Annotated in this window: 23 protein-coding genes; 20 read left to right on the top strand and 3 right to left on the bottom strand. The window is 66.7% G+C overall.

Annotation, left to right across the window (positions count from 1 at the left end):
• Window positions 1-34 precede the first annotated feature (34 nt).
• Window positions 35-502: an NUDIX domain-containing protein gene (locus tag ASE69_RS00470; RefSeq protein WP_056481437.1), complete on the bottom strand. Its 468-nt coding sequence runs from the start codon at window positions 500-502 to the stop codon at window positions 35-37.
• 258 nt (window positions 503-760) lie between these two features.
• Here ASE69_RS00470 and ASE69_RS00460 point away from each other — a divergent pair, with 258 nt between their 5' ends.
• The 5 genes from ASE69_RS00460 (at window position 761) to ASE69_RS00440 (ending at window position 6,220) form a co-directional block, all read left to right on the top strand.
• Window positions 761-2,191, top strand: a complete 1,431-nt coding sequence (locus ASE69_RS00460) for a M10 family metallopeptidase C-terminal domain-containing protein (RefSeq protein WP_162236817.1) — start codon at window positions 761-763, stop codon at window positions 2,189-2,191.
• 30 nt (window positions 2,192-2,221) lie between these two features.
• Entirely contained in the window at window positions 2,222-3,403 is a 1,182-nt protein-coding gene (locus ASE69_RS00455; RefSeq protein WP_056481424.1) for an alpha-hydroxy acid oxidase, read from the top strand.
• A gap of 191 nt (window positions 3,404-3,594) precedes the next feature.
• Complete coding sequence (locus ASE69_RS00450; RefSeq protein ID WP_056481421.1) at window positions 3,595-4,323, top strand: NUDIX hydrolase; 729 nt, start codon at window positions 3,595-3,597, stop codon at window positions 4,321-4,323.
• A gap of 5 nt (window positions 4,324-4,328) precedes the next feature.
• A complete protein-coding gene (locus ASE69_RS00445) occupies window positions 4,329-5,327 on the top strand; it encodes an SPFH domain-containing protein (protein WP_056481417.1) in 999 nt (332 codons plus the stop codon).
• Window positions 5,327-6,220 (top strand): NAD(+)/NADH kinase, encoded by an 894-nt coding sequence (locus tag ASE69_RS00440; protein ID WP_056481415.1) that lies wholly within the window; start codon window positions 5,327-5,329, stop codon window positions 6,218-6,220. Before ASE69_RS00445 ends, ASE69_RS00440 begins: the two co-directional genes overlap by 1 nt.
• A gap of 77 nt (window positions 6,221-6,297) precedes the next feature.
• Here ASE69_RS00440 and ASE69_RS00435 read toward each other — a convergent pair whose 3' ends face one another.
• Window positions 6,298-7,857, bottom strand: a complete 1,560-nt coding sequence (locus tag ASE69_RS00435; protein ID WP_056481410.1) for a DUF4139 domain-containing protein — start codon at window positions 7,855-7,857, stop codon at window positions 6,298-6,300.
• Window positions 7,857-9,251 carry a DUF4139 domain-containing protein gene (locus ASE69_RS00430; RefSeq protein ID WP_056482874.1) on the bottom strand — a complete coding sequence of 465 codons (1,395 nt, stop codon included), beginning with the start codon at window positions 9,249-9,251 and terminating at the stop codon, window positions 7,857-7,859. Before ASE69_RS00430 ends, ASE69_RS00435 begins: the two co-directional genes overlap by 1 nt.
• Before the next feature lie 785 nt (window positions 9,252-10,036).
• On the opposite strand from ASE69_RS00430, the gene ASE69_RS00425 reads away from it, so the two are divergent.
• The 15 genes from ASE69_RS00425 to ASE69_RS00355 all read left to right on the top strand — a co-directional run bounded on the left by ASE69_RS00425 (window position 10,037) and on the right by ASE69_RS00355 (window position 24,529).
• Entirely contained in the window at window positions 10,037-11,215 is a 1,179-nt protein-coding gene (locus ASE69_RS00425; protein WP_056481407.1) for an inositol-3-phosphate synthase, read from the top strand.
• Window positions 11,212-12,105, top strand: coding sequence for a hypothetical protein (locus ASE69_RS00420; protein ID WP_056481403.1), 894 nt, complete (start codon window positions 11,212-11,214; stop codon window positions 12,103-12,105). The genes ASE69_RS00425 and ASE69_RS00420 overlap by 4 nt, the downstream gene beginning before the upstream one ends.
• Complete coding sequence (locus tag ASE69_RS00415; RefSeq protein WP_056481400.1) at window positions 12,102-13,196, top strand: class I SAM-dependent methyltransferase; 1,095 nt, start codon at window positions 12,102-12,104, stop codon at window positions 13,194-13,196. The genes ASE69_RS00420 and ASE69_RS00415 overlap by 4 nt, the downstream gene beginning before the upstream one ends.
• A 2-nt stretch (window positions 13,197-13,198) precedes the next feature.
• Window positions 13,199-14,194 (top strand): Gfo/Idh/MocA family protein, encoded by a 996-nt coding sequence (locus ASE69_RS00410; protein WP_156362075.1) that lies wholly within the window; start codon window positions 13,199-13,201, stop codon window positions 14,192-14,194.
• A complete protein-coding gene (locus tag ASE69_RS00405) occupies window positions 14,185-15,000 on the top strand; it encodes a hypothetical protein (RefSeq protein ID WP_056481394.1) in 816 nt (271 codons plus the stop codon). Before ASE69_RS00410 ends, ASE69_RS00405 begins: the two co-directional genes overlap by 10 nt.
• A complete protein-coding gene (locus ASE69_RS00400; RefSeq protein ID WP_056481391.1) occupies window positions 14,997-16,517 on the top strand; it encodes a YcaO-like family protein in 1,521 nt (506 codons plus the stop codon). The genes ASE69_RS00405 and ASE69_RS00400 overlap by 4 nt, the downstream gene beginning before the upstream one ends.
• Window positions 16,514-17,344, top strand: a complete 831-nt coding sequence (locus ASE69_RS00395; RefSeq protein WP_056481388.1) for a sugar phosphate isomerase/epimerase family protein — start codon at window positions 16,514-16,516, stop codon at window positions 17,342-17,344. The genes ASE69_RS00400 and ASE69_RS00395 overlap by 4 nt, the downstream gene beginning before the upstream one ends.
• The gene (locus ASE69_RS00390; protein WP_056481386.1) at window positions 17,344-18,552 is read left to right on the top strand and encodes a glycosyltransferase family 4 protein; all 1,209 of its coding nucleotides are present in this window, start codon (window positions 17,344-17,346) and stop codon (window positions 18,550-18,552) included. The genes ASE69_RS00395 and ASE69_RS00390 overlap by 1 nt, the downstream gene beginning before the upstream one ends.
• A 7-nt stretch (window positions 18,553-18,559) precedes the next feature.
• On the top strand, window positions 18,560-19,255 hold the full coding sequence (locus ASE69_RS00385; RefSeq protein WP_056481383.1) for a PIG-L deacetylase family protein: 696 nt from the start codon (window positions 18,560-18,562) through the stop codon (window positions 19,253-19,255).
• 51 nt (window positions 19,256-19,306) lie between these two features.
• Window positions 19,307-20,236 carry a galactosyltransferase-related protein gene (locus tag ASE69_RS00380; RefSeq protein ID WP_056481381.1) on the top strand — a complete coding sequence of 310 codons (930 nt, stop codon included), beginning with the start codon at window positions 19,307-19,309 and terminating at the stop codon, window positions 20,234-20,236.
• Complete coding sequence (locus ASE69_RS00375; RefSeq protein WP_056481378.1) at window positions 20,233-21,306, top strand: glycosyltransferase; 1,074 nt, start codon at window positions 20,233-20,235, stop codon at window positions 21,304-21,306. Before ASE69_RS00380 ends, ASE69_RS00375 begins: the two co-directional genes overlap by 4 nt.
• Window positions 21,303-22,235, top strand: a complete 933-nt coding sequence (locus ASE69_RS00370) for a polysaccharide pyruvyl transferase family protein (RefSeq protein WP_056481375.1) — start codon at window positions 21,303-21,305, stop codon at window positions 22,233-22,235. The genes ASE69_RS00375 and ASE69_RS00370 overlap by 4 nt, the downstream gene beginning before the upstream one ends.
• Entirely contained in the window at window positions 22,232-23,155 is a 924-nt protein-coding gene (locus tag ASE69_RS00365) for a glycosyltransferase family 2 protein (RefSeq protein WP_235517863.1), read from the top strand. Before ASE69_RS00370 ends, ASE69_RS00365 begins: the two co-directional genes overlap by 4 nt.
• 68 nt (window positions 23,156-23,223) lie before the next feature.
• On the top strand, window positions 23,224-23,544 hold the full coding sequence (locus ASE69_RS00360) for an HNH endonuclease (protein ID WP_056482869.1): 321 nt from the start codon (window positions 23,224-23,226) through the stop codon (window positions 23,542-23,544).
• A 109-nt stretch (window positions 23,545-23,653) separates the two neighbouring features.
• Window positions 23,654-24,529, top strand: coding sequence for an SDR family oxidoreductase (locus tag ASE69_RS00355; protein WP_056481372.1), 876 nt, complete (start codon window positions 23,654-23,656; stop codon window positions 24,527-24,529).
• The last annotated feature ends 29 nt before the right edge of the window (window positions 24,530-24,558 follow it).

Below are 24,558 nucleotides of genomic sequence, written 5' to 3'. Positions count from 1 at the left end.
ATCGTGCAGTCCGGTGGGCCGACCAGCGCCCGCGTTACCAGGCCCCGGTACCGGTCGCGCCCTGCTGGTATTCGGCGATGCGCCGTCGGGTCGCCGGCGATGTTGTCTCCGGCAGGTCGCCCAGCGGGAACCAGCCTGCCTGTTCGATCTCCCGCAAGTCGGCGCGGGCGAGAACACCGCTCGCCGCGGTTCGTACGACGAAGATCACGATGTGGTCGTCCTTGCCCTCCCCGCGGCTGTGATAGACGCCGAGCACCCGCTCGATCACCGGGTCGGCGATCGCCACTTCCTCGGCAAGCTCGCGCAACAGCGCGGCGGCGATACTCTCGCCCTTCTTCACGCCGCCGCCCGGCAGATACCAGTGATCGGCATAGGTATGCTGCACCAGCGCGACCCGCCCGTCGCGGTCCAGCAGCAGCGCGCGAACGCCGATCGTGCGTGGCTTGCCGATACGCCAGACCAGCCGCGCCGCCTTGCCGATCAGTCGATGACGTACACTCACGCGCTTATTCCCCCACCGCTGATCGCCACTTCGCAAGTATACGCGAAAACCTGGTTCGACGCGCCGTATGCCTATCCACGAGCACAGCCATGCAGCGGATGGGCACAGCAAATGGTTTCGCCGCTTGCGCCGAACGCGCGCAGATTGCGACCGCTCCCCCGAGATCCGAATCACGGGGGAGACGCGTCGGGACGACGTCATCCTGCCGCGTTTGCCATCCCGAACATCGGCGAGGCGGTATGGCGTGGGAGAGCGACGGTGAAAAAGCTTCTGCTATCAGTAGCGATCGTGGCGGGCGCCGGATTGGCGATGGCCGGGACCCTGAGCCTGTCCGCACGATCGGGACTTGTGTCGGGGTCGGCGCCAATTCGTATCGTCAGCGGCAGCATCGTTGCATCGGTAGCCACGCCGTCACCCGCCGCCTCGACCGCATCAGCCCCGGAACCCTGCACTGCGCTCACCAGCTCCGCCGGCTCGACCGAACCCGCACCAGGTACGACCAAGTGCGGCCTGCCGAGTCATGTAACCTTGCAGGATCGCGTGTGGTTCGGTGCCTATTGGCAGCTGCTCACCACGCCGATCATCCTCGGCGGCGGCTACGTCAACGCGCGCGTCGAACGGACCAGCGGCGGCGACTTCTTCGACGGCATCGTCGACAAGGTTGACGCCGACGGCCGGGTTACGGACGTAATTCTCGCCTTCGCCGGCGCGCAGGGGCTCGACGCCGTCCAGGGTGAATCGATCCTCGCGGGCATTCCCCTCGACGAGGCGGCGCGCGCGACGCAGGTCTACGAGCGGCTGCTGAACGATCCGCGCTATGCCAATGCGCGCATTCACGTCACCGGGCATTCGCTGGGCACGGGCTATACCCAATATATCCTGGCCTATGCGCTCAAGACGCACGGCGTGGCCGCAACCGACGCGCGGTCCGACTTCCTCGCATTCGGCGCGCCTAACTGGCTCGCCTCGGCCGCAGCGCACTTCGGGGTCGACCCGGAGTTGGCGGCGGCGCGCATGGTCGATTTCACCGCCGCGAACGATCCGGTACTGCTGAACGGCGTGGTGCGGATCGGTATCAACAACTATCTGCCCGCGTTCACCGGGCTGCCGGGGCTCGGCGCCGCGATCGACGTCATCGGCGCGCACTGGCCGACCACCTACGCCGCCGCGCTCGGCCTGCCCGACTGGCTGTCGGTAGCCGACCAGACGGCGGCAACCAACGCACTCAGCGCACAGTTCAAGACGGGCAATTCGATCTCCCCCACCTACGGACCGGCGAGCGGCATGCCACTGACGGTCGACGGCAGCGGCAAGGCCGAATGGGTCGCGGGACTGGCGGGGGCAGACCGGTTGATCGGCCATGGCGGCGCCGACGTGCTGACCGGCGGGGCTGGCGCCGATCGGTTCGTCTATCTCGATCGCAACGATAGCGGCACCTCGCCAGATGGCGAAGATCGGATCACCGACTTCTCGCAGTCCGAAGGCGATCGCATCGACCTGTCGGCGCTCGCCGTGCTGCCACTCAAGTTCATAGGCACAGCGCCGTTCACCGGACCAGGCCAGGTCCGCATCGCGTTCGAAGGCGGTGCCACGCTGGTGATGGTCAACCTGGACGGCGACCCGTCACCCGATTCCATCATCCGGCTGAGCGGAACCATTACGTTAACGCCACGAGACTTCATTTTGTGATAGCCGAGACATGCAAATGAGCGCGAAACCATGACGCGACTTCGACGGGCGAACAATGTTGCCGACCTGCGCCTGATGGCGCGCGAGCGGCTGCCGCGCCCTATCTTCGACTATATCGACGGTGGCGCCGACGACGAGGTGTCGCTGCACCGAAACGTCGATGCGTTCTCGCACTACGAGCTGGTGCCTGACGTGCTGAACGACGTCTCGACGATCCGGACCGGCACGACGCTGTTCGGACAGCCATCGCGCTGGCCGCTGATGCTGGCGCCGACCGGCCTTACCCGGATGTTCCACGGCCATGCAGAACTCGCCGTGGCGCGCGCTGCCGCGCGGCACGGCATCCTCTACAGCCTGTCGACGATGGGAACGACGCGGCTGGAAGACCTTGCCCAGGCATATGCCGGGCCGAAGGTCTTCCAGATCTATATCTTCAAGGACCGCGGCCTGACCGCGGAGTTCGTCGCACGCTGCCGGGACGCAGGTTTCCACGGGCTGGCGCTGACCGTCGATACGCCCGTCGCCGGCAACCGCGAGCGAGACCGGCGCAGCGGACTGTCGCTGCCGCCCAAGCTGACGCTCAAGTCGCTCATGAGCTTTGCGCGTCATCCCTCATGGTCGCTGCCCGCGCTGACAGGATCGAAATTCGATCTCGCGAACGTCAGCCACAAGATCGACGCGCTCGCATCGGGGCCGATGAGCCTGTTCGACTATATCGGCGGCCAGTTCGATCGGTCAGTCGGTTGGCGGGAGGTCGAATGGCTTGCGCGAGAATGGAACGGCCCGCTCGCGATCAAGGGCGTGATGACGCCGGAGGACGCGCGCCGGTCGATCGCGTCGGGCGCAACCGGCGTGATGGTCTCCAATCACGGCGGTCGCCAGCTCGATGGCGCGCCCGCGCCGATCGACCAGATCGCCGCGGTACGCGACGTCGTCGGCGATGCGCCGGACGTCATCTGCGACGGCGGCATCAGGCGCGGCTCGGACATCGTGAAGGCGCTGGCGCTGGGCGCAACCGCGTGTTCGATCGGGCGCCCTTATCTGTATGGCCTGGCAGCAGGCGGGGAGGCAGGGGTCGACCGCGTATTGACGCTGCTGACGGAGGAGTTCGAGCGTACGATGACCCTGGCAGGCGTGAACGATATCGCGGCTCTGGCCCCTCGCCATGTTCAACCGAGTCGCGCCCAGGCGAAATCCGTCGGTACCTTCTGACCGTCATCCTTATCACTTCTGACGTGATCTAGGAGTTGTCTGCGGCTGCCAACCTATCGGACGGCGCCTTGCAGGGGATACGCTGAACTCGTCGCGTCAGTCCAAACCGTAATCCGCCCCTAGCACGACCACCCTTGACATATATCCCTCCCGCATATTAGTAATGTGCAAGAAGGATATATGGGTGCGAGATGAACGAGACTGAGTTTCTCGATGGATATGATCCACACCGGTACGAGCGCCCATCGGTTGCGGTCGATCTGATCCTGGCCAGCGTCGTCAACGGCCGGCCCGCCGCGTTGCTCATGCAGCGTTCCGAGCATCCTTGTCTCGGCACGTGGTCTCTGCCCGGTGGATTCGTCGGCATCGACGAGAGCCTCGATGCCGCGGCACACCGCGTGCTCGAAACGAAAGTGCGGATGGCGGACGCGTATGTCGAGCAACTCTACACGTTCGGCACGGTCGACCGTGACCCGCGCACCCGAGTTATCAGCGTCGCGTATTTCGCACTACTTCCCCCTGCCCGCTTCGCAGCCGCGCTGAAAGCCTCTCCCGACCTGACATTGGCCGAACTCGTCGTCCCGTGGTCCGGCGAGACCGGCGGGCCGGTCGAGGCGCGGTCACAGGATGGAGACGCGCTGCCGCTCGCATTCGACCACGCCGACATGCTCGGGCTCGCGATGCTGCGGTTGCGCGGCAAGCTCGATTACTCGGATGTCGCCTTCGCGCTGCTGCCCGAACGCTTCACGCTGCGGGCGCTGCAGGACGTCCACGAGACGATACTCGGGCGATCGCTCAACAAGCCCGCCTTTCGCCGCCGCATGCTCGCCGCGAACCTGCTGGTGGCGACCGGCAAACGCGAGACCGGTGCCTCGTTCCGTCCCGCCGAGCTTTTCCGCCACCATTCGACACAGGAGTAACCGTCATGGCCTCGATCAAGAACCTCGGTTTCCTCGCCCAATTGCGCAGCGATGCGAGCAACCACGTGATCCGCTACCGCAGCGGCAAGGTGAAGCAGAGCGGGCGCGGGCTGGTCTTCTGGTTCCGTCCGGAGACCGCGAGCATCGCCGAGCTGCCGATGGACGACCGCGAGATGGCGATCTTCGTGAAGGGCCGCAGCCAGGATTTCCAGAGCGTGGCGATCCAGGGAACGCTGACCTGGCATGTCGCCGATCCCGAACTGCTCGCCTCGCGCGTCGACTTCAGTCTCGGCCTGCTAACCGGTGCCTATAAGAGCGAACCGATCCAGCGGATCGAGACCCGGCTCGCGGGGCTCGTCAACCAGGCGGCGCTGCAATATCTCGCGCAGGGCTCGGTGCGGGCGCTGCTCGATGCCGGTCCCGAGCCGCTGCGCCACCAGCTCGAGGCTGCGCTCGCCAACGATCCGGCGCTGAACGAAATCGGCATCGCGGTCACCGCGGTTCGCCTGACCAACCTCGCGCCATCGAGCGAACTCGAACGCGCGCTCCAGACTCCGACGTTCGAGGCGTTGCAGCAGAAGGCCGACCAGGCGACGTTCGAACGCCGCGCGCTCGCGGTCGAGAAGGAACGCGCGATCGCCGAGAACGAACTCGCCAACCGTACCGAACTCGCGCGCCGCGAGATGCTGCTCATCACGCAGGAAGCGGAAAACGCACGCAACCGCGCAACTGGTCTCGCCGAGGCGCAGCAGGTCGAGGCGGGAGCGGAAGCCGAGCGCATCCGCACGGTCGAGAGTGCCAAGGCGGAAGCGGAGCAGGCCCGGATGACGATCTACCGCGACCTGCCGCCGGGGGTGATGCTCGGGCTCGCGGCGCGCGAACTGGCGGGCAAGCTCGATACGATCGAGCATCTGAACATCACGCCCGACCTCCTCGCGACCGTGCTCGGCGAATTCCGCAATGCCTCGGCCGCTCCGGCAGCGCACACTGCGCTGCCCCGCTGATGGCGACCAACGCCCCGCGCGCGGTCTTCGTCACCCGCGAGACCGACTATGACCTCCTGCTCGCGCGGCACGCGACGCGCGGGCAGGCAAAGTTCTTTCTCGAGACGCGGGGCCAGGACATCGACGTGATCGAGGACCGGCACCGCCGCTTCAACGCGACGCTGCACGAAGCCCGCTCGCTCGTTCCCGACGACTGGCGCCAGGCGAGCGTCGCTCGTACCGACCTTGACCGCTTCCTGTTCGGCCCCGAGGACGTGATCGTCGCGGTCGGGCAGGACGGGCTGGTTGCCAACGTCGCGAAGTATCTCGACGGGCAGCCCGTGCTCGGGCTCAACCCCGCTCCCGATCTGTACGACGGCGTTCTGGTGCGCGTGCCGCTCGCGCGCCTGTCCGCGCTGCTGCCTGCGAGCGTAGCGGGTGCGGCACCGGCCGAGCAGCGGACGATGGTCGAGGCACGGCTGGATACCGGCGAGCGGCTGCTGGCGCTGAACGAGGTGTTCGTCGGTCATCGCAGCCACCAGTCGGCGCGCTACCGGATCACCTGCGGCGACCAGGCCGAGGACCACTCGTCGAGCGGGCTGATCGTTGCGTCGGGGACCGGCGCGACGGGCTGGGCACGCTCGATCATGGAGGCGACGCATGCCGCCCTCCCCCTCGATCCGCAGGAGCGCGCAGTCGGGTTCTTCGTGCGTGAACCCTTCCCCAGCGTGGCGACCGCAACCTCGCTTCGTGCCGGCAAACTCGCGGGCGTGCCGCTCGCGGTCACGTCGCGGATGAACGACGGCGGGGTGATCTTCGCGGACGGCGTCGAACAGGACTTCTTCGCCTTCGACTGGGGCCGCGGCGTCACCATCGCCCCCGCCACCCGCACCCTTCATCTTATTACCGGTTGAGCCGTTCGGCATAGTGTCCGCTCAAGGCCAACACGGCCGCCCGAGACAACGACCTTCGTGCTGGTCAGCTCAGGACGTCAGTAGCGGTAACGCAACACGGCCTTGCCACCCGGTGGCAGCAGCGGCGACCAAGTAGAAATTCCGTCGCTACGACGAACCTCGTCGCCGTCGGCTTCGATCGCCTGGCCCGCGGCGCCGATCGCCACGTCGAGCATCACGGGAAACGAGTTGCCGTTGCTCGCCGTCACGACGGCCTCGTGCGAACCCGCGGTTCCTGATGCCAGCGCCCCCAGCGGGCTCAGCACGGCGACTGCCTGGGTTAGCGTCACACGGCTACTAACGCCGGCGGCCAGACGAACCGTCTCGCCAATTGTGCGGTCGCCGATCGTTCCCAAACCGAGAAGCAATCGCCCGCCTGCCTGCTCCGCGTAGAGCGCAGTGCTGCCGGCGGGCAGCGGCACGCCCAAGCTGTGCTGTTTATCGTTCTTCAGCACCAGCACGATCGACGTCGGCACACCGTCGAGTTGTTGTCCGGGATACACCGCGCGCCGATAGCGCCGTTCGACCGGCACCGCCTTCTGAACGATCAGGGCAACCTGCTTCTGTCCCCTGGCCGCGACGGTGGTCGGCATCGGCACGCGGTACAGCTTGAGGTCACCCAGGTCCTCGGGTGGCGGTGGTGGTGGTGGCGGTGGTGGTGGCGGTGCCGGAACCGGCGCAGATAGCGCGAACTCCATGACTCGCGATCCGGTTACCACGATCTCTTCGGCCAGCTCGAATTGCTTTTGCCGTAGGTCGGAGGTCGTCGTGCCGAGCGGGTAGCAGACCAATCGCAGCGCACCAGCCGTCGCAGGGATCGCCGGAACCGCGACGCGGTTGAGCCGGCCTGCGACAGCCTGAACGTCCGCGTTCGCGAAGATCTCCGGATTACCGTTGGCGAGAGTCAGCCAAGCGAACAGGTCGACCGTGCGACCGTCGGCGGCAAGCGACGTAACGTAGCTCGCTCGCCAGTCGAAGCCCGAGGACAGATAGGAAAGTCGCACCTTGACCGTGCGCGCCGTCGGGCTGGTCGTCGTTACGCTCAGCACCGGCTTGCTCGACAGGCTCGCTGGCACCCGCGCGAAGTTCAACCGCTCGGCCAGACCCGAACAGCGCAACGCCTCGATCCCGGCAGTCGTGCGCAGGATAACCCCCGGTGTCGGGCCGGCGACGATCGTCGCGGGTTCGCTCACCAACCTTCCGCTCACCTTGTCGGTGCGGGTCAGCGTTACCTCGCGACCAAGCGTGCCATCGACCAGCGAGGCGGGCGACAGCAGGCGGGCGTCGCGGTTCTTTTCGATCGTGCCGCCAGGTAGACCGTCGACAATGGCGCTGACAGGGACGATCCCCTCCGCCACGCCTTCGAACCGGATCACTGCGGATCCCCGAGGCAATCGTACGCGACGGGTCTCCGTCACCAGGGCGAAGCCACCGAGATACCGCAGGTTCATCGCGCCCTTGCCGTAAGGCGAGCGGTATACCGTCAACGCGACGTGATCGGGCGCGGACGACGTAACGATGGCCGTGCGGGTCTGCGCTTCCGCCCCTCCCGACAACAACACGCCCGCCAACAGCGCGAGGAGCAGCCAAAGCCGCATCAGTAGCGGGTATCGAAGGTCACAGTCACCGTCGCGGTGCCGTTGGCCGGCACTGGGACTTGCCACGTCATCGTGCCGGCGTTGAGACGCTCGCCCTTGGCGCTATCCGCAACGACGCGCACGTCGCCCCCGTCGAGCCCCCCCTGCACGAGTTCGACCGTCACCGGTCGGCCGCGTGCATTGGTCAGCGTATACCGCATCGCGGTACGCCATCGACTATCACCCTGCCGCGTACGCGATACGGTGGTCGGCTGCACCTTCACGTCGAAGGCATCGCCTGTTGGCAGCGCGATCGTCGATCCTTGTGGAGTATGCTCGATACGGTTCTCGCCCGTGAACTGTGGTTGGCCACGCGCGTCGCGGACATAGACCCGGACTACGCCCGCCGGCAGCGCGTCGCCCAGGCCGGCCGCGCCCGAGTTGCTGAAACGGAGCACCGACTGCGCGCTTCGTGGCTCGTCCGAGCTGCCCAGCCAGCCATTCTCGAAACGATAGCCCGCGCTTGCCGCAACGCCCTTTGCGTCGAGGAAACTGACCTGCTTGGTCTGCTTGTCGGCGATCGTGGTGCGCTCGGCCAAAGGGTACAGATAGAAGTCGCCAATCTGTCCGCGCGCGGTACTTTCGGTTCCAGGCAGAGTCGTCGTCATGCGGCGGCGGCGCGGGGTGTAATTGCCGTTCCCGTCATCATCCGTGCTGCCGACCTCGCCAGCGACCAGCAACGTTCTGGCGTTGCCGAACGTTGTACCGCTGGTGTTCTTCAACGTCACCCAGCCTTGAACGTCCACCGTCCCGCTCTTGTCGTCGAACAAAGCGACATAGTCAGCACTCCAGCCTAGCCCACGGCTCAGGTAGGACAGCGTGGCCGGGCGCGATCCCGCACGCGTGCTGGCCAGCGTCACCGACAATGTCGGACGGGCTCGCAACGCATCGGGCACCCGGTCGAAGATCGCGCGCACGGGCAGTCCGTCGTCGCGCAATACCTCGACATGACCGTTCACCTCGATCACGACGCCGCCATTGACTGCCAACACTTTCGCACGGTCGCGGGTCTCGGCGCCGGTAGCGGGGTTGGTGCGCACCAGCGTGATCGTCTCGCCTACCGCTTTCTCCATCAGGCTCGACGGGCTCAGCAGATCATAGTCGAAGTTCTGCTCGACAATCGCGGCATCGGGCACCGTCAGCGATACCGTCTCCGGCCTGATCGACGCGCTCACGTCGGGAAAACTCTGCCGCACTCGCCCGTCTGCCAGGGCCAGCGACCGCACGTCCTGCACCAGCGCGATGTCGTTATTGTAGATGGTGACCGACACGTCCCCCTGCGCGCTACCCGCGGTCGGCGAGTCGGCGGGGGGCGGCAGTTGTTGGGCGCTCGCCGTCGTCGATCCGAGCAGCATTGCCAGCCCATACGCTCGCCAGATGTTGTCGCGCACACCATTCTCCCCTGAGTGCGCGACAATGACGCGGTCGGATCGGAAGGGCAATGCGACAATGCCCCCCGCTTAGCGCAGGAAAGGCGTGGGCTCGTTGGTCGCTCCATGATCAAGCAGAAGCCCGATCGGCCACAGATCGCACCGAACAGAACGTACGGAATCTCGAATCGTACTGGGCCTTGTCGAACTGGCTCAAGGGGTTAGCCGCCCAGGCCATTTGCTCCAGGTTGCAGCCCACCCGATGCGCTGCGGTCAGCGCTCCCCGGAAGGTGGCACGTGGAGCTTACCGGGGACTTCATGACGACGGTGCGTCGTTGCGAAAGTTGGAGAGTCCCGACAAGCGGATTGGCGGCCGACACCGCGGAAGCGTTTGTTTACGACCGCACCCTGACAGCTCTCGACCACCGCCGGAAAGGGGTTGGCCGGGCGTTGTATCGGACCATGGGATGGGAAACTTTATCGACCTATCGACGGCATCGATCCCAATGATCTGATTGCGGCCCCCCTGGCGGATAGCGGACCCGACGTTCAATCTGGCGGTTTTCGGTCAACACTATGGGTCGAGAATCCGATCAAGCCAACAAGGCTCTCCTGACGAGGTGGCGCCCCGACGAGGGCTCATCGTCTTCCCCTCTCTCGACAGCAACATATGTAATTCCCGGAGCAGTTTAGCAGCAATTTCCGCAGACTTCGGTGGACTTTACTTTACGGACAGCTAGCCACGCGCTCAGTTTTGAGAGGACGTAATTATGGGCGAACGGGTCGGGATCGCAGTGATCGGACTGAATGGCGCGGTGGCCACCACCGCGGCGGCGGGGATCGCGATGATCCGTGCGGGGTCGAACGACCTGTCGGGCCTGCCGCTCGCTAGCCGCGACGTCGACGGCATGGCAGCATACCGCGACCTCCATTTCGGCGGCTGGGACCTCAGCCATGACGACCTGGCGACCGCTGCGCTGAAGCACGGCGTGTTGAGCGAGAGCGAGCTCGCCAACGGGGCGTCCAGCCTGTCGGACATGCGGCCCTGGCCGGCAGTCGGATCGACCGACTTCTGTGCGAACATCGACGGCGCCAACAAGATCGCCGCGCCCGGCCACCGTGCCGCGGTCCAGCACATCCAGGACGATCTCGCGCGCTTCAAGACCGAGCAGAACCTCGACCGGGTGGTGATGATCAATCTCGCCTCGACTGAGCGCAAGGCCGATCTTGGTGCGGATGCGCTGACCAGCGTGGAGGGCTTCGAACGCGGTCTCGATGCCGACGACGCGGCGATCAGCCCGGCGATGCTCTACGCCTATGCCGCGATCGCCAGCGACACGCCCTACGCCAATTTCACGCCGTCGGTCGCCGCCGACGTCGCACCGCTCGCCGAACTCGCGCGCCAGCGCGGCGTGCCGATTGCGGGCAAGGACGGCAAGACCGGGCAGACCTTGCTGAAGACGGTGATTGCGCCCGCGCTGCGTGATCGCGCGCTGCACGTCGACGGCTGGTTCTCCACCAACATCCTCGGCAATTCGGACGGCCTCGCGCTCGACGATCCCAAGAGCCTCGCGTCCAAGGTCGATACCAAGAAGTCGGTGCTCGACCAGATCCTTGGCTATCCGGTCGAGGATCACATCATCATGATCCACTATTACAAGCCGCGCGGCGACAACAAGGAAGCGTGGGACAACATCGATCTCACCGGCTTCCTCGGCCAGAAGATGCAGCTGAAGCTGAACTTCCTGTGCAAGGATTCGGTGCTCGCCGCACCGCTGGCGATCGAGATCGCGCGCTGCCTGGCGCTGGCGCAGACTCGCGGCGAAGGCGGCGTGCAGGATCAGATGGGCATCTTCTTCAAGATGCCGCAGACCGCCGACGGCGGTGAGCCCATCCACGCGTTCGGCGAGCAGCAGCTGATCCTCGACACCTGGCTCGACCGCCGGTGACGCTGGGTGCGGCGCATCTGCCGCTGCTGCGCGAACTGGGCGACCTGAAGCGGATCCGGTCGGCGGAGCGCGACGGGTCTATCGCCGACCGGTTGTTCGCGCGCGGCTGGGCGGCGCTGGCCGCGGGCGATGCGCCGGCGGTGGTGATGCGTCGCACGGTCGCCGCCGCGCTCGCCGCGGCGCGACTGGGTGATCTCGATCGCGCGACGCTGGCCGAGCTTGGGCTGTCCGATGCGGAAGCGTGTGCCGTGCTCGAACGCGGGTTCGACGAGGTGGCGGTGTTGCTCGACCCGGCGCTCGCGGCCGACCTCCGCAATGCACTGCCCGAGGGCGCACCGGCGGTGGGGCCGGTGCCGCGGTTCGTCACGCAACTCGCGACGCAGCCGCGTGCGGGCGTCACCTGTCCGGGTCGGCCGCGCCTGTTGCTCCAGCCGCCGGAGAACCATGCCGAGCACTGCCTGATCGTCGCGGTGTACGGCGTGCTCGCGGCACCCGGTTACGGCGCGGACCCGGCGGAGGTGTTCCTCGCGTCGATGGCGCATCATTTCCATAATGCGGCGATGCCCGACGCGGGGTTCACCGGCGAGGTGCTGCTCGGCGACCTGCTCGACCGGGTGATCCATGCCGCGCGCGAGCAGGCGATGGCGATGCTCGATCCGGCGGTCGCGGCGCAGGTTCGCGCGGCGATCGCGCCGATCGCTGGCGACGCGTCGCCGACGGCGCGGGCGTTCCATGCGGCCGACGTGCTCGACCGCGTACTCGAGATTGAACAGCACCTGCGCGCTGCTTCGACGACGATGGACAGCGTCCTGCACACCTACGAACTCGTCCACGCCGGCCCGGTCAAGACGTTCCACGACCGCGTGCTGGCGGACGTCGGCCTGTTTTGACGTATCGCTCGCCCGTCACCGGACGGCCGCTCGTCGCGGATACGCCGCATTCGCTGGCCGCACCCGGCGAGCGCTGGCCGGTGGTCGATGGCATCCCGTATCTGCGGACCGACAGCGAGGGGCTGGTTGGGGTGGCACTCGACCATCTCGACGCAGGCTGCCCGGACGATGCGCTGGTCGCGTTACTGACCGACCAGGATGCGTGGTGGACCGGCCCCGCGACCGATCTGGGCGAGCTGAAACAGCTGGTGAGCGAGCGTAACACGCTGACGCTGCGCGCGGCGATGGAGCTGCTGCGGATGGGGCCCGTCGCGGATTATTTCGCGCATCGCTGGAGCGATCCGACGTATCTTGCCGGGCTCGCGCTACTCGAGGCGCATTGGCGGGAGCCGGGTACTGCGTTCGAACTGGCCTGCGGGATCGGTCACTATCTCCGCGAACTGACAGCGCGAGGGGTCGCGTGCGTCGGCGCGGACGTCGTGTTCTCGAAATGCTGGCTCGCGAAGCACTGGGTCGCACCGGCCGCGGAGTATGTCGTGTTCGACGCTGCCGCGCTGTGGCCGGTCGAAACGCGGAAGTTTGACTTGGTCGCATGTCACGACGCCTTCTATTTCCTGCCCGACCCGCCGCGGATTGCCGGTCTGCTGCGCCAGTCCGTCGCACCCGGCGGCATGCTTGCGGTAAGCCACCTCCACAACGCCGCCGTCTCTGGCGGGGCAATGGGACCGGCACGCGCTTCGTCCGAATGGGCACGACTGTTTCCCGATGCCGTCGTCTACGACGAGCGCGAGTTGCGTCGGGCGTTGCTTGCCATCGACGCGCCCGTATCGACCCGATGGTCCGACGATCCCGCCATCGAGGCATGGTCGATCGTCGAGGCAGATGGCGGCACGGCGCGTCCGCTGACCGGCGGACTGGCGATGCCGACTGCCGATGCGGTCCTGCAATTGAACCCGTTGCTTGACGGCGAAACGCCGCGCTGGCCGTCCGATCGCTACCGGACGGAATATGGCCCGGCTGCCACATGGCTGTCGGACACCGGCGAGGACACACGAACCCGTCGGGTCCTCGACCTGCCGGCCCGGTGGTGAGCATGCGCTGGGGGATCGTCGGCTTCGGCTGGGTCGCGCGCGACTATATGGCGCCCGGCATCGCCGCGGCGGGCGGGACGCTGGTTGCCATCGCCGACCCCTCGCCGATGGCGCAGGCCAGCGCGATGTCCGGCGGGATCCTCGCCTATGATACCGCCGAGGCGATGCTGGCCGATGCCGCGCTCGACTGCCTCTACGTCGCCACGCCTAACAATCTCCATGCCGACCCGGTCCGCGCGGCCGTTGCGGCGGGCGTGCCCGTGTTGTGTGAAAAGCCGATCGCCGCGACGCTGGACGATGCCGAGACGATCGGATCGGCCGTCGCAGGACACCTCTACGGCACCGCGTTCGACCAGCGCCATCACCCCGCACATCGCGCGATGGCGCAGGCGATCCGCGACGGCGCCATCGGCCGACCGATCGCGGTACGGATCGTCTATGCCTGCTGGGTCGACCCGAGCTGGTCGCCTTCCAGCGAAGGCGGCGGCTGCAACTGGCGCGCCGATCCGGCGGCCGCGGGCGGCGGCGCCGTCATCGATCTCGCGCTCCACGGCCTCGATCTCGCGGCGATGCTGGTCGACGAACCGCTCGCCCGCCTGCATATCGACCTGCAACGGCGCATCCACGACTATCCGGTCGACGATGGCGGCATCCTGTCGGGTCGCACCGCAGGCGGCATCCTGGTCCAGAGCCACGTCGCCTATAACTGCCCCGAAGTCCTGCCCCGCCGTCGCCTCGAGATCCTCGGCGAGGACGGTCTGCTCGTCGCGACCGACACGATGGGCCAGACCGAGGGCGGCACCGTGATCCGGCGTTGCGCCCGCACCGGCGAGGAGACCGCCCTCCCCTTCGACGCCGCGCTGTCGCCGTTCACCGCGCAGGCCGCCGCGTTTGCCGCCGCCGTCCGCGGCGGCGCGCATGATTTCTCCATTGACCGGGACCTGTCGCTGATGCGCCTTTTCGACGCCGCCTACACCGAGGCGCGATCATGCCTCTGAGCTGGTATGCCTGCGCGCATTGTGGATTCTGGCAGCGCCATTTCGCGCCCGCCGATTGTCCGGTGTGCAACGATACGCGCAACGACCTGCCCGAGGACGGTTGGTGCTTCCTCCCCGAACAGGATGTCGCCGCAACCCACGACGGCAGCTGGCGACAGGTCGCCGACGATCTTTGGGCGTTCACCACCACGCCGCATCTCGGGCTCGGCGGCACCGGCTGGCTGATCGTGCGCGAGGGCGGCAACATCGCGTTCGAGGCGGCCCCCTATTACTCCGCCGCGATGCTCGCGCAGATCGCGCGGCTCGGCGGGATCCGCTATCTCGCGGCCAGCCATGCGCATGGCTATGGCGCGCTGTTCCAGCTCCAGCGCGACTGCAACCCTGACATGCTCGCGATCCACAAGAACGACCTCGGCATGACCAAGGCGTTCCGCGTTACGACGCCGTATGACGACGTGCTGGAGATTGCGCCGGGCTACACGCTGCATCACGTCGGCGGCCATTACGAAGGCCAGGCGGCGCTCCACGATGCGGTCGGCAAGCGCCTGTTTTGCGGCGACATGTTCAAGATCGACCAGGACGCCGCAGGCGTCAGCCACGCGATCTCGAGCCACAAGGCGTTCCACAAGGACATCCCGCTGACGCACGGCGAGATCCGCCAATATCGAGACGTGATCGCACCGCTGGCGTTCGATGCCGTGCTGACCCCGTTCGAATATGCCCCCGAAATCGGTCGCGATGTCGCCGTCGCCGTGCTCGACGAGGCGCTGGCCCGTGCGCCGGGCGTGAAGAGGATCCCGCTATGACCCGCACTATCACCGGCCTGCCCGAACAGCTGGGCACGGCCTGCCACGTCTATCTCGACGCGTTTCCCGCCGGCGACATCGTCGCGTTTCCGATCGACGGCATCGACCGCGTGGGCATCCCAGTCTGGGTGGTCGCGTTGTTCCCGGAGACTGCGGACCTCAACGGCATCATGCCGTACGGCGTCGGCTATGGGGCGACCGACGAGGGCGCGATCCTGGGTGCGCTGGGCGAGATCGCCGAAATGGTCTGGCCGACGCTCACCCTGTCGGCGCGCGGCAAGACGCACGGCAGCTACGCCGAGCTCGTCCGCGAACGCGGCGAGAGCGGGATCGCCGATCCGCTGACGCTGTGCCTGCCTGCCGGTTCCCCGGTTGGCCGCGAAACGCCGCTCGACTGGGTCGAGGCCAGGCGGTGGGCGGACGGCTCGAGCGTCCTCGTGCCGATCGACCTCGCCGCTTATTCCGCCAAGGAGCTCGAACCCGGCTACGTGCCGTTCACGACGATCATCTCGAACGGGATGGGCGCGGGGCCGGATCTCGACTGGGCGATCGGCCACGGATTGTGCGAGATCCTCCAGCGCGACGGCAACGGGCTGCTGTTCCGCGCGCTCGACCGCGGCGTCGCGATCGACATGCCGGAGAGCCTGCCCGGCGAGATCGGCGACCTGATCAACCGCTTCGCCGCTGCCGATGTCCGCGTGATCCCGAAGTTCGCAACCGACGAGTTCGGCCTCGCCAACGTCTATTGCGTCGGTGTCGATGCGCGCGAGCCCGCGGTGCCGATCATGGCGACGGCGTGCGGCGAGGCGGCGCATCCCGACGCGGTGCAGGCGCTGGCCAAGGCGATCGCCGAATACGCCGCCAGCCGCGCGCGGAAAGCCTTCGCACACGGCCCAATGGCGCTCGCCGAGACGATCGCGCCACTCGGCTATATCGACCGGTTCATGGCGCAGGCCGGCGGCGCCGCCAAATCGAGCGACAGCCGCGCGTTCTCGGAGATGCAGCGCTGGACCGATGTCGACGCAGCGACGCTCAGGGACTGGCTCGCCGGCACGATGCTCGCCGAGCGCAGCCGCCGCGCCTTTGCCGACCTGCCGCGCGCGGACGTTCCCGATGCGCGGGCTCGCGGACGGTTGGCACGGGAGGCGGTCGAGGCGGCCGGCTTCGACATCCTTTACGTGGACATGTCCCCCGCGGATGCCAGCGTCGCGGTCGTCAAGGTGATCGTGCCGGGCATGGAGGTCGAGACGATGAGCTATTACCGGATCGGCGAGCGCAACGTCGCCAAGCTGGTCGCGCTCGGCAGCCCGCTGGTCAGCTTCGGCGGCGAGGAAAGCGCAACCCGCCGGCCCGTCCGCCTCACAGAGGAAGCAGTCGCGCGGCTCGGCGGTCAGCCGTTCTTCGATACCGCGCTGGCGGATGAAATCATCGGCCCGCTCTATCCGCTCTACCGCGAACCCGAAGCGCATCACGTCGCCTGGTCCGAACAGGGCCTTGAGACGGAGGCGGCACGATGACGCTGCGGTTCGCGTACAACACCAACGGCGCGGCCAACCACCGGCTCGACGACGCGCTGCACCTGATCGCGGACGCCGGATATGACGGCGTCGCGCTGACGCTGGATCATCACCACCTCAATCCCTTTGCCGACGATTGGGCACGCGAGGCGGAGCGGGTCGGCGCGCTGCTGCGGTCGCTCGGGCTGGGTTCGGTGATCGAGACCGGCGCGCGCTATCTGCTCGACCCGCGCGACAAGCATGAACCGACGCTGGTCACGGCCGATCCCGAAGGCCGAGAGCGCCGCGTTGCGTTCCTCGCGCGCGCGCTCGAGGTCGCGGCGATCCTGAATGCCGAGACCGTATCGTTCTGGGCCGGCGTGCCGAAGCCCGGAGTAGCGCATGGTGACGCACTCGACTGGCTCGACGCTGGCCTCGGCAAGGTCGTCGAGCATGCCGCGCGCACCGGCATTCCCGTAAGCCTCGAACCCGAACCCGGCATGCTGATCGAGACCGTCGCGGACTATGCGCGGCTCGCGATCCGCCACCCGGACCTGCGGCTAGCGCTCGACACCGGCCACTGCCTCGTCACGCAGGATATCGCCCCCGAGGCCGCGGTGCGCGCCTATGCCGACCGTCTCGGCACCGTCGCGGTCGAGGACATGCGCCGCGGCGATCACAGCCACCTCCCCTTCGGCCAGGGCGACATGGACATTCCCGCCATCCTCACCGCGCTGGAGTCGATCGGCTTCGACAAGCTGGTCTGCGTCGAACTGTCGCGCGAGAGCCCCCGCGCGCATCAGGCTATTCCGGAATCGATCGCCTATCTTCGTGCGGCACTTGCCTGATGCGGATCTGCTTCGTCTCGCGCCGCTTTTTCCCCGCGATATCGGGCATGTCGATCTACGCGATCAACCTGTTGCGCCAGCTTGTCGCGGCGGGCCACGACGTGACGATGATCAGCCAATATTACGGCGATCCGGCACGCGCCCGCGTCTATGGCGGCGGCCCCCCGCCCCCGGTACCGGGTGTGCGCGTCGTCGGCCTCGAAGCGCTGGGCGAACAGGATGGCGGTGATTTTGAACGCGATATCGACGCGCTGGTCGAGGCTATCGCGCGCGACCATGCGGTGAATCCGTTCGACATGCTCCACGCGCAATATGGCTATCCGACCGGCTGGGCGACGATGATCGCGGCCCGCCTCCTCGGCCTGCCCTGCGTCGTGTCGATCCAGGGCGGTGACGGGCATTGGGTCGGCTCATGCTGCGAGACGCACCGGCTTTCGATGGTCCGCGTGCTCGACCATGCCGGTGCGCTGCTGATCGGCGGCAACAGCTTCGCGGGCGAAGTCCACGACCGGCTCGGCACCGCACTCGACCGGTTTACGATCGTTCCGGGGGCCGTCGATACCGACCATTTCACGCCGGCATCCAAGGCAGCGCCTGAAGGTCCGGTCCGCCTGCTCTATCACGGTCGCGTCGATCGCCGCAAAGGCGTGCTCGACTTCCTCCACGCGCTGCCGGACGTGCGCGGCGACTGGCACGCGACCATCTCCGGCATCGGTCCCGACGTCGACCCCGCGCAGGCGCTCGCGACCGAACTCGGGCTTACCGACCGCGTGACGTTCAGCGGCTATGCGGACTATGACGCGGTCCCCGAACTCTACCGTGCACACGACGTGTTCGTGTCGCCGACTTATGCCGAGGGGTTCTCGAACACGATCCTCGAGGCGATGGCGTGCGGCCTCGCGGTCGTCTCGTGCCACGCCGTCGGCGTCGTCGACTGCGTCCGCGACGACGAGAATGGCCTGCTGACCGATCCCGGCGACGTGCCCGCGCTTACCGCCTCGCTGGCCCGCGTCATCACCGATACGAACCTGCGCACGCGCTTGGCGACCGCGGCGCTGGAGGAATGCCGCCAGGTGTATAGCTGGGATGCGGTCGGCCAGCAGATCGTCGGGATCTACCGCGACCTGCGTAACCAGCCCCAAGCCGCCTTCGACACCGACCTGCCGATCACGCCCTGCCGTTTCCGCAGCGAGCCGCATCTGCTGTGACCGACCAATGAAGCTGCTCGCGATATCGCCGCATCTGGACGATGCCGCCTTCTCCGCCGGCGGGCTGCTGGCGTCGCGCGTCGACCAGGGCTGGGACGTCACCGTCGCGACCTGCTTCACCGGCAACGTCGCGCAGCCGACTGGGTTCGCGCTCGCCTGCCAGCTCGACAAGGGGCTTGGCGCGGACGTCGACTACATGGCTTTGCGTCGTGCCGAGGATCACGCAGCATGCGAAGCGCTTGGTGCGGGCGCGATCCATCTGCCGTTCCTGGAGGCGCCGCACCGTGGTTACACCTCGGCGAAGATGCTGTTCGCGGCACGGCTGCCCGACGACCGGATCGTCGTCGATGTCGCGGCTTCATTAGCCGAGCTTCTCGCGACGGAACGGCCTGATCTCGTCCTCGGGCCACTGTGCCTTGGCAACCATGTCGACCATCACGTCGTTCTGGAGGCGATCCGGCGGTCCTCTGCCGATCACACCGTGTTGCTATGGGAAGACTGGCCTTATGCAGATCGCGAAGACCGCGTTGCCGCCATGCCCGCGGTGATCGAATACCTCACGCCAGAGACACGCGCACGTCGGATCGCCGCCTGTGCCGCGTACATGTCGCAGCTCGGCTTCCAGTTCGGTGGGGTCGAAGCGATGACCGAGCGGACCGAGCGGATCGTCGAGGAACGTTTTTACCCCCTTCAAGCGTTCTGATCGACCGGCCACCACCGCCGCGCGTCCCCAATTCCAAGCAGAGCCATCATCATGACCGAAGTTTCCGTCGTTACCCTGGGCAAGGGGCGTCCAGACCATCTCGTCAACGTCGTCCGCGGGCTGATGCGGCAAACGCTGATGCCGACCGAACTGATCGTCGCCGTGATGCAGGACGATCTGTACGACCTGCCCGAGGCGCCGTTCCCGATCCGCCAGATGCAGGTCGTCGCCGACGCCCTTCCTCTCGCCTCCGCGCGTAACGCCGCGGCCCGCGCAGCGACCGGCGACGTCATCGTCTTCCTCGACATGGATTGCATCCCGACGCCCACATTGCTGGCCGATTATGCCGGGTTCCTCGACACGTTCGACGGACTGTTGATGGGCGAGGTCCTGTACCTGCCGGGCGGCGCGACCGACGGCGACTGGCAGTATGACCGGTTCGCCGAGATCGCGGTGAAGCATTCGGACCGCCGCGGTCCCCCGTCGCAGGGCATCGAGATCTGCACCGACTATCGCTGTTTCTGGTCGCTCAACTTCGCGATGCGGCGGACGACGTTTCTCGGTCTGGGCGGCTTCGACGAGCGCTATGTCGGCTATGGTGGCGAGGATACCGATTTCGGCAAGGCACTCGACGAGGCCGGCGTGCCGATCGCGTGGATCAAGGGCGGTCTGGCCTATCACCAATATCATCCGCACCACATGCCGCCGGTGCACCATCTCGACAGCGTCGTGCGCAATGCCGAACTGTTCGAGACCAAATGGGGTTATCGGACGATGGGCCATTGGCTCCAGGCATTTCGCCTGATGGGGCTGATCGATCCGACCCCAGGCCGGCCGATCCGTATTTTGCGGCGTCCGGATGCCGCCGATCTCGCGCTGACCGGGCAGCAGAGCCACCAGCCCTATGCCAATACCGCTACCGTCATCCGGCTGCTCGAAGAACGATTGGCGGCAAGCGAGAGAGCGGCGGCGGCCGAATGAGGATCGCGGTCCTCTGCCATGTCCGCCAGCCTATCGCCCAACCCTTTGCTGGCGGGATGGAATCGCAATGCTGGCATCTGGCAGCGGGTCTTCAGGCGCGCGGCCACGACGTCGTGCTCTTCGCATCGGGGGACAGCGATCCGCGCTTCACGATCGATGCGGTGATCCCCGAGCATTACGAACGGACCTTTCCGGGCGCCGAGCACCGCGGCTTCGCGCCGTTGATCGCACATCTCGACGATGGCTACGCCGCCGCCTGCGACCGGATCGCCGCCGGTAATTTCGACGTGATCCACAACAACAGCCTGCATCGCTTCCCGCTCGAGCCGGCGCGGACCGCTGCGGTCCCGACCGTCACGTCGCTACACGTCCCGCCCTACGACGCGCTGCGCTGGTTCGTGCACACCAGCGTCGCGCCGACCCACCGCCTGACCGCGACCTCGGCCCACCAGCTTGCCGCCTGGTGGCCGGACGGCTCGCCGTGTGAAGCCTCGATCCTCTACAACGGCATCGACCTCGCCGCGTGGCCGTTCGTCGCACAAGGCAATGGCAGCGCGGTCTGGTGCGGCAGGATGACGCCGGACAAGGCACCCCATATGGCAGCGCAGGCGGCCCGGATGGCCGGCGTCCCGCTCACGCTGTTCGGACCGATCGAGGATCGCGACTATTGGGACGCCGACGTCGCGCCGCTGCTGGACGGCAGCATTCGATATGGCGGGCATCTGGATGCAGCGGCACTGGCATCTGAGATGGGCCGCGCCTCGGTGTTCGTGTTCACGCCGTGCTGGGACGAACCATTCGGCTTGGTCGCGGTCGAGGCGATGGCCTGCGGTCTGCCGGTGGCAGCGTTCGACCGCGGCGCCTTGCGCGAAGTCATCGGCGAGACAGGGTGTTTCGCGCCGCCCGGCGATGTTCCGGCGCTCGCCGAAGCGATCACGGCGGCCATCCAACGTCCCCGCGCCCCACAACGCGAGCGGGTCGAGACGGCCTTTACCCGTGATCGGTGGCTCGATCGATGCGAGGACCTTTACCGTGACGTGGTCGGTTGCGAACTCGGGCAGCGCGCATGACCGCCAGCGATCATCTGGGTGAGCAGCGCGCGTTGCTCACCGCATTATACCGGACGCATGTCGCGCTTGGTTCTTGCTATGCGCTGGTCGACTTTCCGGATCATGCGAACGTCGGCGACAGCGCTATCTGGCTCGGTGAACTCGCCATGCTGCGGCAGGTGACGGCGCGCGATCCGTGTTACGTCTCGACTTGGCACGATTTCGATCTCGATGCCTTTCGCGATGCCTGCCCCGACGGCGTGCTGTTCCTGCATGGCGGCGGAAACCTCGGCGACATCTGGCCGCATCACCAGCGATTCCGTGAGGACATCCTGGCAAATGTCCGCGATCGACCGGTCGTGCAGCTACCGCAGTCGATCCATTTTCGCGTGCCGGCGCAGGTGGATCGGTTTGCCGCGCTCGTCGCAGACCATCCGGACTTCGTCCTGTACGTCCGCGATACCCGCAGCCTGGACTTCGCGCGCAAGCATCTGGCCTGCCCCTCGCACCTCGCCCCGGACTCGGCGTATGCGCTGGGCGAGCAATCGCGCGATGCGCCGCAATGCGACGTATTGATGCTCATGCGTACCGACGACGAACGGCAAGGCTATGCGCTGCCGTCGGCCGATACGGCGACCGTCGTCGACTGGCTGGAGGACGATGCCGATCTACCGGTCGGAGTCGACGCCAAAGCACGCGAAGCTCAAGCCGTCGCACGCGTCGACCGTGGGCTACGGTTGCTCGTCCGAGGCCGGGTCGTCGTGACGGACCGGCTCCACGGTCATATCCTTGCCGACCTGCTCGGTATTCCGCACGTCGTTCTCGACAACGACTACGGCAAGATCGCCGCGTATCTCGACGCATGGCCCGTTGCGGAACCAATCGTGACGAGGGCCAAGACGATCGAACACGCCATGGTTCTCGCCAAGCAGCGCGTCGGTACGCGGTGACTGCCGCCATCGACGTCAGCCTGCTCGTCTGCACGCGCAATCGCGCCGTATCGCTGGCGGCTACGCTAGAGTCCGTGGAGCGCGCGGCAGCGTATTCAAGAAACACGACCGTGGAGATCGTCCTGGTCGACAATGGCTCGGTCGACGGCACGCCGCACCGACTAACGGAATGGCGCTCGCGGCAGACTTTCCCGGTCCACCTCGTCCACGAACCGCATCCCGGGCTCGCCCGCGCGCGCAACACCGGGCTTGCACACTGCGCCGGACGCATCATCGCGATGACGGACGACGACTGCGTCCTGCATGAAGACTATTTCGCCGCACTCTGCGCGGCATTCGAACGGGCCAGCGGGCCCGCGATCATCGGCGGCCGTATCCTGCTCGGCAACCCGGCCGATCTCCCCGTCACGATCAAGCTCGAAGACCACCCGATGGTCGCGCCGTCGCGCGGGTTTCCGGGCGGGTTCATCATGGGGGCAAATCTGGCGTTCACCGCGGATGTCCTGCGGTTGACGGGATCCTTCGACGAACGGTTCGGGGCCGGCGCGCCATTCGTGTCCGCGGAGGATACGGATTTCCTCTTTCGTGCAGCAGGCTCTGGCGTCGCAATACTCTATGACCCGCTGATGGTCGTCGATCATCATCACGGGCGCCGCCATATCGACGACGAAACCCGGTTGCTGGCGGGCTACAGCTTTGGCGACGGGGCGCTGTACGCGAAGTATCTCGTCTCCGACCGACGCGCGCTGCGCGCCATCGTCGAGGATATCCTTGCTGTTCGCTTCGACTGGACTCGGCCCGTGAACACGCACGCGGGTATCAAGCGGTTCTACTGGTTCCGGCTACGCCATAAGGCCCGGGGCTTTGCCTACTTCTGGTGGGTCGCCCTCCGGCGAAACATCTCACGTTTCATCGGATAAACCGCTGTATTGCTGTTCTTTCGTCCACGATTCACCATATTCGAACCATGGGCGGACGTGTGAAGCGGATGGCAGGACTATTGCAGGCGGAGGCGCGGACGATCGCTGCCGAAGATGCCGGGCGATGCGGGCTGTGCGAGCGGCCCTTGGGGCGAAAGGTGGAATGGCATCACCGCATTCCGAAAAGCCGGGGTGGTACGGAGGTCATCCCGGTCCATCCGATCTGTCACCGTATCATCCATGCGAGTGTCTCGAATCAGGATCTGGCGACGACGTTCGCGGATCTCGACGTCTTGAAAGCGCGCCCGGATATCAGTCGCTTCCTGCGCTGGATCGCCGACAAGCCTGCGGACTTTCACGCGCCCACCCGCCGCGCCGATATCCGCTGAGTGCACCGGCCTCGTCGGTAGATCGTCATCGGCAACGGTCTTTTAAGTCAGCGGCACTTAACGATCGGAGGACCGTTCCTTCAGCGACCCGAACAGCAGGACGCTTTCCATGACCGATGATCCGCGCACCAGCCACCCGACGAGCTTCCCTGGTGAACTGCAGCAGCCGCGCCCCGGGCTTGTCTCCAACATGAAGACCAAGCCCGACCACGGCGAGGAAAGCTATGTCGGCAAGGGGCTGCTGAAGGGGAAGGTCGCGCTCATCACCGGCGGTGATTCCGGCATCGGCAAGGCGGTGGCCATTGCCTATGCACGTGAAGGCGCGGACGTCGCGATCTCGTATCTCGACGTCGAGCAGGAGGATGCCGAAGATACACGCGCCTGGGTGGAAAAGACGGGACAGCGGTGCATATTGCTGCCGGGCGACATTCGCGACCGGGATCACTGCGTCACGCTGGTGGAGCGCACCGTCGGCGACCTTGGCGGGATCGATATATTGGTCAACAACGCCGCGGCGCAGACGATGAACGAGGATCTGGACAGCATCGACGATGACGAGATGCAAGGCGCGTTCGCGGCCAACGTGTTCGCGATGATCCGTCTGGCGAAGGCTGCGGCGCCGCATATGAAGCCGGGTTCGGCGATCGTGAACACGACCAGCGAGCAGGCCAAGGTCGCGACCAAGAGCATGATCGTCTACGCCGCGACCAAGGGCGCGATCTCCAGCCTGACGGTCGGACTTTCGAATCTGCTCATTGCGAAGGGCATCCGCGTCAACGCCGTGGCGCCGGGCCCGATCTGGACGCCGATCCAGCCGATCGCGAAGTCGCAGGAGGAACTGGAAAAACTCGGCCAGGATACGCCGCTTGGTCGCGCAGGACAGCCGGCCGAGCTTGCTCCGGCGTATGTCCTCCTGGCGTCGTCGGAGGGAAGCTACATGACCGGCGCGGTGATCGCGGTCACCGGTGGCGTGCCGATCAACTGACGAGCGAACGGGCGCTTCGGCGCTCGTTC

This window comes from Sphingomonas sp. Leaf208 (genome assembly GCF_001421415.1).
Lineage (GTDB): Bacteria > Pseudomonadota > Alphaproteobacteria > Sphingomonadales > Sphingomonadaceae > Sphingomonas.
The sequence above is the reverse complement of the archived record's forward strand: the minus strand, read 5'-3'. Positions and strand labels throughout refer to the sequence as shown.